Genomic DNA, 12,348 nt, shown 5'->3' with positions numbered 1-12,348 from the left:
CCGCAAAGTAAAGAGGCGCGCGTTGGTTGCAGGTGAGACTATGAAAGGGCCGGGCTATTCGCCGAGGTCGGCCATACCCGTTTGCCGGAAGGGGTTCGCTGGATAAACGCCAAGCACTTTCACTTCTCGGCTAAAGAAGCGCAGTTCCTCCAAAGCCAGACGCATCGAACGCTCATCAACATGGCCTTCGGCATCGGCGTAAAACTGCGCCGCCACGAAATTACCACCGACCATGTAGCTTTCGAGCTTCGTCAGATTGATGCCGTTGGTGGCGAACCCGCCGAGTGCCTTATATAGGGCTGCCGGGACCGAGCGGACGCGGAAGACGAAACTGGTGATGCACGGGCCTTCGGCCACATCGGGGACTTCGGCGACGCGCGCCAGGATCAGCATGCGGGTGGTGTTATGCTTGGCGTCTTCGATATCGGCTTTGAGAATCTCCAGCCCGTAGAGATCCGCACACAGGGAGGAGGCAATCGCCGCCTCGGTTAAATCGCCCTTCTCGGCCACCTGCCGGGCGGAACCCGCTGTGTCGGCGTCGACGACGGCTTCGATCCCCTGGGCGCGCAGGAATCCCCGACACTGGCCCAGCGCCTGCACATGGCTGCGGGCACGGCGAATCCCGTCGAGCGTCGCGCCTTTCGGGGCAAGCAACTGATGGTTAACGCGCTGAAAATGCTCACCGACGATATGCAGGCCCGATTTCGGCATAAGATGGTGAACGTCGGCCACCCGGCCCGCCAGCGAGTTTTCGATGGGGATCATGGCCCGATCCGCCTCGCCGTCGCGCACCGCCGCCAGCGCATCCTCGAAGGTCGGGCACGGCAGCGTGGCCACGCCGGGAAAATAGGCGCGGCACGCAAGATCGGAGTAAGCGCCGGGCTGGCCCTGAAAAGCGACGAGGCGGATAAGGTCGGTCATAATCTCTCCAAAGAGCGCAACAGGCTTAATTCGCGCGGTTGATCAAAGCGCGGGCGCGCTCCAGATCGGCGGGGGTATCGACCCCCAGCGGGTTGGTATGAACGATTTTCACGTCGATGCGCAGGCCATTGGCGAGCGCGCGCAACTGTTCGAGCCGCTCCAAACTTTCTAACTCGGCCACTGGCAGGGTTACGAAGCGCGCCAGCGCCGCCCGCCGATAGGCATAAATGCCGATATGGTGGTAATGCGGCCCCTCCCCGGTCGGGATCGGCGCGCGGGAGAAATAGAGCGCGCGGCCCAGGCTGTCGGTTTCCGACGCGCGGGCAAGGGCGATTTTCACCACACTCGGGTTATGGAATTCCGCCGCCTCGTGAATTTCGACGCCCAAGGTGGCGATATCGACCGCCGGGTCCTTTTCCAAGGGAAGCAGCACATCGCGCAAAATGGCGGGGTCGAGCGTCGGCAGATCGCCCTGCAAGTTGATGATCACATCGAAATCGCCATCGGGATCGACCGCCGCCGCTGCCGCCTGCACCCGGTCGGAGCCCGACGGCAGGTCGGGATCGGTCATCACCGCACTGCCGCCGCGCGCGACAATCACATCGTAAATCGCCTGATCGCCGCAGGCCACGACCACCGGCCCCACCGCCGCCGCGACCGCCCGTCGCCACACATGAACGATCATCGGCTCGCCTTGAATGTCCGCCAAGGGCTTATCGGGCAAACGGGTGGCCTTGAGACGGGAAGGAATTACGATCAGCGGATTAAGCGACATCTTGAACCCTTCGAGCGCCCGTCCAGCGGGGCGCATTTGTTGTGCAGCAAGAGCTTAGCCTTCGCAAGTGTCGACAAGCTCTGCATTTTCCACACCCCCGATTCCTCGCCAAAACGGCCCTGTGCGACGGGGGGTCGCGCCGTCAATCGCGCCCCTGATGATCGTGACATTGGACAGCGCGGTTCTTTGCGGCTATTTTCCGGCCATTCGCTGAGCAAACGGGTCGAAGAGAACGATGTCGAGTTTCGAACTGAATAAAATCGCCGCTGCCGTTCTGGTTGCAGGGATCACGGCTATGGTTGCCAGCATTCTGGGCGGCATGTTGATTAAGCCGCATGCCCTCGAAAAGAATGTGTATGTGGTGGAAGGCGTTGGCGCCCCCGCTGCGGCATCCGGTGGCAGTGCGCCTGCACCCGACGCACCGATCGAGCCCATCGCGCCGCTGCTCGCCAGCGCCGATGTTACGGCGGGTGCCGCCGCTGCCAAGAAATGCGCGGCCTGCCATGGCTTCGATAAGGGCGGTGCCAATAAAGTTGGCCCGAACTTGTGGGACGTTGTGGGGGGCAAGCATGCCCACAGCGCCACCTTCGCTTACTCGGATGCGCTGAAAAAGATGGCCGATCAGGATTGGTCTTATGAGGAACTAAACAAGTTCCTTGCCAACCCGAAAGCCTATGCGCCGGGCACGAAAATGTCCTTCGCCGGGATCAAGAAGGCTGAAGAGCGCGCCCAGATCATCGCCTATATGCGCTCGCTGAGCGACGCGCCCAAGCCGCTGCCGTAAACCGGCCTAAGGCGGGTTGAGAGACTAGAGGCCGCAGGTCCCACCCGGATCGGCGGCCTTTTTGCATGAACTTTCGGTAATTTTGGGGCTTTTCGGGCCAAAACTCTTGTTACGGTCTTATGAAGTTCCCATACCATAAGGGGCGGGTAGTTAGTATACTCGCGCATGAAAGCTGGCGGCGGCGCGTCGATTGCCCATTCAGGAGCGCGCCGAAGCCTAGGAGGGTTGGGGATGACGGCTGTTCCGATCTCGATTGTCACAAGCACCACAGGGTCCGCCCGCGCGGAGACGCTTAGTCACGCCGAGCGTGGCCAAGATCGCCGGACCGAGATTCTCGCCGCCGCACGCGAACTAATGCTCACCGAGGGCTATGACCGCACCTCCATGCGCAACATCGCGGCCAAGCTGAATGTGACGCCGACGACGCTCTACCTCTATTTCCGTAATAAGGAAGAGTTGGTTTACAATCTGGTGCAGGAAACCTTCGGGATTCTGCTCGAAAACCTTCAGTCGGTCATGTGCCCTGTCACCGATCCGCTCTGTGCCCTGCGCAAAGGGCTTGAGGCTTATATCCGCTTCGGTCTGGCCTACCCGGACCATTACCGCGTCGTCTTCATGACGCTGCCGCCGGAAGCCAAGCGCGATGTTTGCCAGAAAAAGCAGGAAGAATGCTGCGATAGCCTGTGCGAACAAGCCTATGGCAGCCTCGAAAAAGGTGTGGCGCGCTGCCAAGCCTCGGGCCAGTTGCGCGCGGGCGATGCTGCCGCCATCACGGCGACGTTATGGGCCAGTGTTCACGGTCTTGCGACGCTGCTGATCAAATCGGGCGGCCATCCCGCTGCAAGCCCCGAACTGATGATCGAGACGCTGCTGGATACCCTTCTGCGCGGCCTTGCCCCGGAGCCGACCCTTACCCATTAAGTCCCGGCCCTTGGGGCGGGATGCGCGTTCGAACCGGCAGGAGATGGAATGCTGCGTGTGCCACGGGTGTTGACACTGGCGGCGGGCCTCTTGGCCTGCTTGAGTGCAGGGATGGCGGGGGCCGACCCCGTGCATGGGATGGCGCTGTATGGGGAGCCGAAATATAAGCTTGGCTTTACCCATTTCGACTATGTCAACCCGAATGCACCCAAGGGCGGCGAGGTGCGGCAAGCCGTGATAGGCGGCTTTGATAGTCTGAATGGCTTCATTCTGAAAGGCACGCCAGCCGCAGGCGTCGGCCTGCTATTCGACACGCTGACGGTGGCTTCAGACGACGAGCCGTTCACGCGCTACGGGCTGCTTGCCGAAACGATTGATGTTGCGCCCGACCGCGCCTCGATCACCTTCAAATTACGCGCGGAAGCCAAGTTCCATGACGGTAGCCCGGTGACGGCGCAGGATGTGGCCTTCAGCTATAAAATGCTGAAGGAAAAGGGCACCCCCCATTACCGCAGCTATTTCAACGATGTGACCGGGGTGGAAACGCCCGACGCGCGCACGGTGATCTTTCGCTTCAAGGACGGCAATAATCACGAACTGCCGCTGATTATCGGTGATTTTCCGGTCTTTGCCGCAGCCTTCTATGCCAACCGCCCGTTCGATCAGAGTAGCCTGGAGGTGCCCTTGGGCTCCGGCCCCTATATGGTGAAAAGCGTCGACGCCAACCGCAGCATCACCTACGCGCGCAACCCCGACTATTGGGCGAAAGATCTGCCCCCCCAGCGCGGCCATCATAATTTCGATGTGCTGCGCTACGATTATTACCGTGATGACGGGGTTGCCCTCGAAGCGCTGATGGCGGGCGATATTACCTTACGGCAAGAAACCTCCTCGTCGCGCTGGGCCACTGCTTACGATAAGCCGCCCGTGCGCCAAGGATTAATAAAGCGCACCGAAATCGGCGATAGCAGCCCGCGCGGCATGCAGGGGTATGTCTTCAATACCCGCCGGGCGCTGTTCGCCGATCCGAAACTGCGCGCCGCCCTGGCCTATGCCTATGATTTCGAGTGGACGAATAAAACGCTGTCGGACGGGCAGTTGATCCGCACCGTCAGCTATTTCGATAATTCGGAGTTGCGCGCGCGGGGCCTGCCGAACCCGGAAGAGCTGGCCCTGCTGGAACCCTTCCGGGGCAAGGTTCCGGACGAAGTTTTCGCCGCCGAGTATCTGCCGCCGAAAACCGACGGCAGCGGCAATATCCGCGACAATCTGCGCACGGCCCTCCGACTGCTGCGCGAAGCCGGGTGGACGGTGAAAAATAACAAGCTGAGCGACGCCAAGGGCCAGCCGCTGAGCTTCGAAATCCTCATCGATAATCCCGCCTTCGAGCGCTCCACCCTGCCCTTCATCAAGAACCTGGAGCAGTTGGGCGTGACCGCAAAACTGCGGCTATTGGATGTTAGCCAGTATCAAAAGCGCGTCGAAGCCTATGATTTCGATATGGTGGTCGGAATTTTCCCGCAATCCAGCAGTCCTGGGAACGAGCAGCGCGATTTCTTCAGTTCCGCCGCCGCCGATATTCCTGGTGGGCGCAACTTGGCCGGCATTAAAGATCCCGCGATCGATGCCCTCGTGGAGCAGATCATCCAGGCCCCCAGCCGCGAAGCGCTGGTGACGCGGGTGCGGGCGCTCGACCGCCTCCTGCGCTGGGGCCATTACGTGATCCCGCAGTTCTACGGTCGCACGACGCGCTACGCCCATTGGGACTATTACAGCCGTACCGGCATCGAAACCCTCCAGCGCGAAAGCTTCGACCGCTGGTGGTGGGATGCAGAAAAGGCGGCGGCAACGCAAGGAAAACGCGGCGGATAAAAAAAGGGGACCAAAAGGTCCCCTTTCTCATTCCTGCCGCTCAGTGGCTCAGCTTTGAATAATATCGACTTCGCCGATAATCGTGCCGCCCAGATCCACTTCCAGTTTGCGATACCGCACGCGGCCCTTGATTTGACCCGTGGCGCGCACGGTCAGCTTTTCGCGCACCGTGAGATCGCCCTCATAGTTCCCAGCGATATCGGCCACGTCGATTTCGGCATTGCCTTTGAAGAAGCCGCCATCGGCGACTTCGATCACGCGCCCGCCGATCAGGGAGGCATCAACCCGGCCTTCGACGGTGAGAATATCGCAGGAGTTGATTTCCCCGGACAGGCTAATGTCCTTACCCACAGTCAGGCGCTTCCCCTCGAAATCGGGGCGGGTGCCGGGGGACGGCATGGCTGGAACGGCGGCGCGGCGCGGCGCTTGGCCGGGCGCGCTTAAAGTTGGCCCCAACGGTGCCGCAGCAGCGGAAGGGGTCGGATAGTCTGGCATTTTTCGCATACCCTCGGATTTCGGGGGAAAGAGCGGCGTCGCGGGTTTCCGCACCGGCTCTGGAATAACAGGGCTAGGAGGTTCCACAGCCTCGGGCTCAGGGGTGGACGCAGGCACGCCTACCGTGAGCGCCGAATCTGGCAGAGCCCCAGTCGTTTCAAGGGCTTCTATTTCGGGAGACGTATCGTCCCCCGATGAACCGCCCTTTTTGGGACGACGAAAAATCACGACCGACGGTCCCTTCCCCCACAATGAAGCAGCGCATGCCCCTAAAAGGCACCTCGCTGCCGCAGACGCTCGAACAAATGGATCATAAAGGCGGTTGCGAGAATTGGCACCAACAGATTGATAAAAGGCACCGTTCCTAAAAACGCCAAGACAATCCCGGCTCCCCAAATCCGCTTTTGCTGTTGCCCCGCCACTGCCTGCACCTGCGCTAACGGCAGGCGGCGCAGCGCGATGGACTGGAAATAATCCCGCCCCAGCAGGTAGCCATTGGCGGCGTAAAACAGAAACGGCGCAATCGGGCCGGTCAGAAAATAGAGCGGAAGAATGGCAAGATTAAGCAATACCCCCTTGCCCAGCAGCGCCAAAGCGCCGCGCACTTCTTCCGCCAAGGGAATCAGACGCGGGGTCGGCAGGGCCGGATAATGGCGCGCCTCCACCGCCGCCGCAACGCGATCGGTAAAAAGGGAGGTGAGCGCGATCACGACGACCGGGAAGAACAGCCAAGCCCCCGTGAGGCTTACAATGCCGGAGAAAACCCCCATCAGCCAATCGACCCACCCGACGCCGGTTAGCCCCAACAACCCCACCAGCAGCACAACTGCGACGGTCAGGAGCGCAAACACGGCAATCGCCGCCAGAACGGATTGAATCAGCACGGTCCGAATCTTCGGGTCGGGCAATTGGCGAAACGCCAGAAGAAGGGCTGAAATCACGTCGTCATATCCCGCACTGCACAAGGGCCGGAAACTGGGGCCGAAAATCGGCTGTTTTCCATTGCCTCAACAGAATGGCGATGCGGGGGCTAAGATAAAAGGGGTAACGCGCGCCCGCCCTGCGCGAGAAGCGGTTGCCAGGGCAAGTTTCGTCGCTATACTCGCGCCGCAACAACCCGGCCCTGCCGGGCTTTTTGATTTATGCTGACTGAATTTTGAGCCCCTCGGCTCGCAAGGTTAGCGCGGGCTTGGGCGGAGGAATGGGATGGGCGGTGCGCCGTTGGAAGTCGTCGGGATCGGCAATGCGATTGTCGATGTTTTGGCGCGGGTGGACGATGCCTTCCTGGAGCACGCCGGTCTCGTCAAAGGCTCGATGACGCTGGTTGATGCCGGTCAAGCCGCGCGCATTTATGCGCTGCTGCCGCCCGCAGTGGAACTTTCCGGCGGCTCGGCGGGCAATACGATTGCCGGCGTTGCCTCCTTGGGCGGACGCGCGGCCTATATCGGCAAAGTGAAGGCCGATCAGTTGGGTGCTGTGTTTCGGCACGATATGCTCGCCACCGGCGCGCGCTTTGTAACCCCCGCCGCCCAGGAAGGCCCGGCCACGGCGCGCAGCATGATTCTGGTAACGCCCGACGCCCAGCGCACGATGGTCACGTTCCTCGGCTCCTGCGTAACCCTCGGCCCGGATGATCTGGACCGCGAGGCGATTGCAGGGGCCGCGATTACGTATATGGAAGGCTATCTGTTCGATCCGCCGTTAGCGCAAAAAGCTTTCTACGAAGCCGCCGACCACGCCCATGCCAATGGCCGCCGCGTTGCCCTCACCCTGTCGGATAGTTTCTGCGTTCACCGCCACGGCACCGCGTTTCGCGATTTGATCGACAATCACGTCGATATTCTGTTCGCCAATGAAGCGGAACTGCTGGCGCTGACCCTCGAAAGCGACTTCGACCATGCCGTTGCCGCGCTGAAGGGCAAAGTGAGCATTGCCGCCTGCACCCGCTCCGAAAAGGGCTCGGTCGTGCTGATGGGCGATGAAACCGTCACCGTTCCGGCGCACCGGGTCGAGAAAGTCGTCGATACCACCGGCGCGGGCGATCTTTATGCTGCGGGCTTCCTCCTCGGTCTGGCGCGCGATTTGCCCGCCGCCGATTGCGCCCGCCTGGGCGGTCTCTGCGCCGCCGAGGTGATCTCCCACATCGGCGCGCGGCCCGAAGCGAACCTAAAAACCCTTGCTATCGCGGAACTGCCGCACCTGGCCGCCGCCCTTACCCTTGATCAAGCCCCCACTCCTACCTCGTGAGATCCTTCCCTATGGAACGCCGTAACCTCGCTATCATCGCCCACGTCGACCACGGGAAGACCACCCTCGTCGATAAGCTCCTCGCCCAATCCGGCACCTTCCGCGCCAACCAGCAGGTTGCCGAGCGCGCGATGGATAGCAACGATCTGGAACGCGAACGCGGGATTACCATTCTCGCCAAATGTACCTCGGTGGAATGGAAGGGCGTGCGCCTGAACATCGTCGACACGCCGGGCCACGCCGACTTCGGCGGGGAAGTGGAGCGTATCCTCTCGATGGTCGATGGCGTGGTCGTGCTGGTCGATGCCGCCGAAGGCCCGATGCCGCAAACGAAGTTCGTGACCGGTAAGGCCCTGCGCCTCGGCCTGCGCCCCATCGTCATCATCAATAAGGTCGACCGGCCCGACGCGCGCGCCCATGAAGTGCACGATATGGTGTTCGACCTGTTCGCGTCGCTGGATGCGACCGACGAGCAGTTGGATTTCCCCACCCTCTTCGCCTCGGGCCGTAACGGCTGGGCCGTCACCGATCTCGAACAATCGCCGGGTAAAGACCTGGAGCCCCTGTTCGATCTGATCGTGAAGCACATTCCGGCCCCGACCGTGAAGCCGAATGCCCCCTTCGCTATGCTGGCCACCCTGATCCACGCCGATCCGTATTTGGGCCGCGTGCTCACCGGCCGCGTGACCTCGGGTACCGGCAAGCTGAACATGGCCGTCAAGGCGATGAACCGTCTGGGCGAAACCATCGAACAGGGTCGCCTCTCAAAGCTGATGGCCTTCCGTGGCCTGGAGCGCGTGCCGGTTGAAGAAGTAGAAGCGGGCGATATTATCTCCATCGCCGGTCTCACCACCGCCACCGTCGCCGATACCATCTGCGCGCCGGACTGCGTCGAGCCCATCGAAGCCCAGCCGATCGATCCGCCTACCCTCGCCATGAGCTTCTCGGTGAATGATTCGCCGCTGGCGGGCCGCGAAGGCGATAAGGTGACGAGCCGCATGATCCGCGACCGTCTGATGCAAGAAGCCGAAGGCAATGTGGCCATCCGCATCACCGAATCGGAAACCAAGGATTCGTTCGAAGTCGCCGGGCGCGGCGAACTTCAGTTGGGCGTGCTCATCGAAACCATGCGCCGCGAAGGCTTCGAGCTGTCCATCTCGCGCCCGCGCGTGCTGTTCAAAACCGATGAAGCCACCGGCGAGCGGATGGAGCCGCAAGAAGAAGTCGTCGTCGATGTCGATGAAGAATATGCCGGCGTCGTCGTCGAAAAGCTCGGCAGCCGTCGCGGTGAAATGACCGAAATGCGCCCCAGCGGCGGCGGGAAAACCCGCATGGTCTTCCTCGTCCCCTCGCGCGGCCTCATCGGCTATCAGGGCGAATTCCTCACCGATACGCGCGGCACCGGCGTTATGGCTAAGGTATTCCACTCCTATGTGCCGCATAAGGGCTCGATCCCGGAACGGCGCAACGGCGTGCTCATCTCCAACGGCCAGGGCTCGGCCGTCACCTATGCGATGTGGAATCTTGAAGATCGCGGCGCGATGTTCATCGAAGCCGGCGTCGATATCTACGAAGGCATGATCGTCGGCGAACATAACCGCGATAATGATCTGGAAGTGAACGTTCTGCGCGGCAAGCAACTCACCAACGTCCGCGCCTCGGGTAAGGACGAAGCCGTCCGCCTCACCCCGCCGCGCCTGATGAGCCTTGAGCAGGCCATCAGCTACATCGCCAACGACGAGCTGGTGGAAGTGACGCCAAAAGCCATCCGCTTGCGCAAGCGCCACCTCGATCCGAACGATCGCAAGCGCGCGTTGAAGCAAAAAGAAGACGCGTAGCACTTACAGAAACGGCGCTCCTCGGAGCGCCGTTTTGCTATTGGGGGAAGGTGATGCGGGGCGCTGCCCCGAACCCCGCACGGGGGCGGCGGCCCCCGTGGCCCCGAGGGCTGGACTGTGCTAGGCTCATTCCACGAGGAGCCGCGCATGTCCGCCACCGTCAAACGCACCGTCACCGCGAAAGGGCAACTAACCCTCGGCAAACGCTTTGCCGGGCAAGACGTGCTGATTGAGGAAACCGAACCCGGCGTCTGGATTATCCGAACCGCCGCCCCGGAAGCGTGGCTCCAGACGCCAAAAGCGGCGGCGGACCTCAAAAGCGCTTTGGCGTGGGCAGCAACGAATCCCGTAAGCGACGGCGAAACCGCCGCCACGCTGGCCCGCTTGAACGACCATGCCGCGCGCTAAGACCAACAATAGTGCCTCGCCCCTCCCCGCCGGACACGATGGGTTGCCGCCAATCCACCCCGGCGCAATCCTGAAAGACGAAATCGACGCCCTCGGCCTCTCGCTGTCGGGCTTTGCCGCCACCCTACACGTCGGCAAAGCCCGCATCGCCGAGATTGTCGCCGGAAAACGCGCCATCTCCGCCGACACCGCCCTGCGCATCAGCCGCTACCTCGGCACCCGCCCGAATTTCTGGCTGCGGCTGCAAGCCAACTACGATCTGAAAATCGCCCAAGAAACGGGCGGCGCGGCGATTGAAAAGATTACGCCAAGGGCGGCGTGACTACCTCAGTCTCACTATTTATGGCATTCCATGGAAATAGATTTGTGTAAATTTCCATACCACCATTGATGTGCTCCCCTTCTTGTTACCAGTCAGGCGTAGAGTCTCGTTTCGTTATGTGTGTGGGTTGAGGGGCTGACACTTTGTCTGGGGGCATGCCCCCAGACAAAGTGTTTTGCGATTTCGGCGGGGGTTCGACCGCCGAGTTTTGAATGGGGCCTCACGGTATTATAATCCTTCTGCCATTCCGCCAACAGGCTGCGGGCGTGGGCGAGCGAGGTAAACAGGGTTTCGTTGAGACATTCATCCCGCAGGCGACCATTGAAGCTTTCAACAAACGCATTCTGCGTTGGTTTGCCGGGTGCGATGTAATGCCAGTCGATGCGATGCTCTTGCGACCAGCGCAGGATTGCCGACGAGGTTAGTTCGGTTCCATTATCGCTCACCACGGTGCGCGGTTTGCCGCGCCCTGCAATCAGGCCTGTCAAAATCCGGGCGACCCTGGCCCCCGATAGGGACGTATCGGCGGTCAGGGCTAGGCATTCGCGGGTGAAATCATCGACTACACACAGAATGCGAAAACGCCGACCGCAGACCAAACTGTCGGAGACGAAATCGAGCGACCAACGCTGGTTCGGCACTTGCGGAAGCATCATCGGCGCGCGGGTTCCCAGTGCCCGCTTCCGGCCACCCCGGCGGCGAACCTTGAGCCCCTCCTCCCGATAAATCCGCAGCAGTTTCTTGTGATTGAGCCGGAAACCCTCGCGTGCCAGCAAAATGCCCAACCGCCGGTAACCGAACCTTCGACGTTCCGCCGCCAGCGCCCGCAATCGCTGCCGCAAACCCGCATCCTGGGGCCGAGACGAACGATACCGAACCGTCCGGCGACTGACCCCAAGCAATCGACACGCCCGCCGCTCGCTCAACCCATGAACCTCACGAGCGTGCGAAACAGCCATCCGCCGCGCGGCGGGCGTTACCATTTTTTTGACGCCAAATCCTTCAAAACCGCATTATCCAGCATGGCTTCCGCCAAAAGCTTCTTCAGCCGGGCGTTCTCTTCTTCAAGCCCCTTCAGCCGCTTGGCTTCTGAAACCTCAAGTCCGCCGTATTTCGACTTCCACTTATAGAAAGTTGCAGGGCTGATCCCGTGCCGACGACAAACTTCTGCCGTCGCAAGCCCGGATTCCTGCTCCTTCAAAACCCCGATGATCTGCTCTTCCGTAAACCGTGTGCGCTTCATCTTCGTCCGACTCCTGCTGTCGGACTCTACATCAAGACGGATCCAAAATCGGGGGGCACGTCACGCGGGACCGGCTGGAGCAGGCGATTGCGGGTGCGGAGCAGGGCAAGGCCGAGTTACAGGCGGTTTTTGCCGAAGCCGGGGCGGTGCTCGGTCAGGAACTCGCCAATGTCTGCAATCTGTTGAACCCGGCCCGGGTGATTCTCGCGGGCTCTGGAGTGCGCGCCGGCGATTTGCTGTTAAAGCCGCCCTGAGTCCGAAGCCCCGAGACGACCTGGATGATCAGATCAATCTGATAAGGCAGCAGCGGATAGAGATCGATGAAACTGTCGCGCGTGAGCTCCGGCAGTTTGATATCTGCGGTGAGACGGGTGTGCTCCGTGAACCTTCCGCGATGCAGGTCGAACTGAACCGCCCCGAGTTTGCCGGAGACCGTTTGGTTTAAGTTATGCGGCCATGGCTGGTGCGTCCAGCATGGCGTAGTATCGTTCTTCGGCCTCGGCTGGCGGTATGTTGCCGATT

Annotated in this window: 13 protein-coding genes; 7 read left to right on the top strand and 6 right to left on the bottom strand. The window is 61.3% G+C overall.

From position 1 onward, the window contains the following. Positions 1-54: 54 nt before the first annotated feature. Both ACIQ36_RS12815 and ACIQ36_RS12810 read right to left on the bottom strand, forming a co-directional pair. Positions 55-921: a prephenate dehydratase gene (locus ACIQ36_RS12815; protein ID WP_395829830.1), complete on the bottom strand. Its 867-nt coding sequence runs from the start codon at positions 919-921 to the stop codon at positions 55-57. A 25-nt stretch (positions 922-946) separates the two neighbouring features. Continuing rightward, the gene (locus ACIQ36_RS12810) at positions 947-1,696 is read right to left on the bottom strand and encodes a 3-deoxy-manno-octulosonate cytidylyltransferase (protein WP_395829828.1); all 750 of its coding nucleotides are present in this window, start codon (positions 1,694-1,696) and stop codon (positions 947-949) included. Positions 1,697-1,931: 235 nt separating this feature from the next. Between ACIQ36_RS12810 and ACIQ36_RS12805 the strand changes: the two genes are divergently transcribed. The 3 genes from ACIQ36_RS12805 (at position 1,932) to ACIQ36_RS12795 (ending at position 5,273) form a co-directional block, all read left to right on the top strand. Beyond that, complete coding sequence (locus tag ACIQ36_RS12805) at positions 1,932-2,480, top strand: c-type cytochrome (RefSeq protein ID WP_395829826.1); 549 nt, start codon at positions 1,932-1,934, stop codon at positions 2,478-2,480. A 231-nt stretch (positions 2,481-2,711) separates the two neighbouring features. Continuing rightward, the gene (locus ACIQ36_RS12800) at positions 2,712-3,401 is read left to right on the top strand and encodes a TetR/AcrR family transcriptional regulator (protein ID WP_395829824.1); all 690 of its coding nucleotides are present in this window, start codon (positions 2,712-2,714) and stop codon (positions 3,399-3,401) included. Between the two features lie 48 nt (positions 3,402-3,449). Next, a complete protein-coding gene (locus ACIQ36_RS12795) occupies positions 3,450-5,273 on the top strand; it encodes an extracellular solute-binding protein (RefSeq protein ID WP_395829823.1) in 1,824 nt (607 codons plus the stop codon). A gap of 48 nt (positions 5,274-5,321) precedes the next feature. Here the strand turns inward: ACIQ36_RS12795 and ACIQ36_RS12790 are convergent, their stop codons facing one another. Both ACIQ36_RS12790 and ACIQ36_RS12785 read right to left on the bottom strand, forming a co-directional pair. After that, positions 5,322-5,768, bottom strand: a complete 447-nt coding sequence (locus ACIQ36_RS12790; RefSeq protein ID WP_395829821.1) for a polymer-forming cytoskeletal protein — start codon at positions 5,766-5,768, stop codon at positions 5,322-5,324. A 269-nt stretch (positions 5,769-6,037) separates the two neighbouring features. After that, the gene (locus tag ACIQ36_RS12785; RefSeq protein ID WP_395829819.1) at positions 6,038-6,709 is read right to left on the bottom strand and encodes an EI24 domain-containing protein; all 672 of its coding nucleotides are present in this window, start codon (positions 6,707-6,709) and stop codon (positions 6,038-6,040) included. Between the two features lie 265 nt (positions 6,710-6,974). On the opposite strand from ACIQ36_RS12785, the gene ACIQ36_RS12780 reads away from it, so the two are divergent. The 4 genes from ACIQ36_RS12780 to ACIQ36_RS12765 all read left to right on the top strand — a co-directional run bounded on the left by ACIQ36_RS12780 (position 6,975) and on the right by ACIQ36_RS12765 (position 10,583). Next, positions 6,975-8,015 carry an adenosine kinase gene (locus tag ACIQ36_RS12780; RefSeq protein ID WP_395829817.1) on the top strand — a complete coding sequence of 347 codons (1,041 nt, stop codon included), beginning with the start codon at positions 6,975-6,977 and terminating at the stop codon, positions 8,013-8,015. An 11-nt stretch (positions 8,016-8,026) separates the two neighbouring features. Next, the gene (gene typA / locus ACIQ36_RS12775; protein WP_395829815.1) at positions 8,027-9,853 is read left to right on the top strand and encodes a translational GTPase TypA; all 1,827 of its coding nucleotides are present in this window, start codon (positions 8,027-8,029) and stop codon (positions 9,851-9,853) included. Positions 9,854-10,000: 147 nt separating this feature from the next. Then, positions 10,001-10,261 carry a hypothetical protein gene (locus tag ACIQ36_RS12770; protein ID WP_395829813.1) on the top strand — a complete coding sequence of 87 codons (261 nt, stop codon included), beginning with the start codon at positions 10,001-10,003 and terminating at the stop codon, positions 10,259-10,261. Beyond that, positions 10,248-10,583 carry a HigA family addiction module antitoxin gene (locus ACIQ36_RS12765; RefSeq protein ID WP_395829811.1) on the top strand — a complete coding sequence of 112 codons (336 nt, stop codon included), beginning with the start codon at positions 10,248-10,250 and terminating at the stop codon, positions 10,581-10,583. The genes ACIQ36_RS12770 and ACIQ36_RS12765 overlap by 14 nt, the downstream gene beginning before the upstream one ends. 92 nt (positions 10,584-10,675) lie before the next feature. Here the strand turns inward: ACIQ36_RS12765 and ACIQ36_RS12760 are convergent. Then, positions 10,676-11,826, bottom strand: a protein-coding gene (locus ACIQ36_RS12760; protein WP_395829808.1) for an IS3 family transposase whose coding sequence is annotated in 2 segments (ribosomal slippage) — positions 10,676-11,574 and positions 11,574-11,826 — 1,152 coding nt in all. Because the reading frame shifts where the segments join, the coding sequence is not laid out codon by codon here. Between the two features lie 154 nt (positions 11,827-11,980). Further along, on the bottom strand, positions 11,981-12,348 hold a 368-nt coding region (locus ACIQ36_RS12755), incomplete at its 5' end, for a hypothetical protein (protein ID WP_395829806.1).

The sequence above is a fragment of the Elstera sp. genome (assembly GCF_044372965.1).
Lineage (GTDB): Bacteria > Pseudomonadota > Alphaproteobacteria > Elsterales > Elsteraceae > Elstera.
This window is presented reverse-complemented; position numbering and strand designations above follow the sequence as displayed.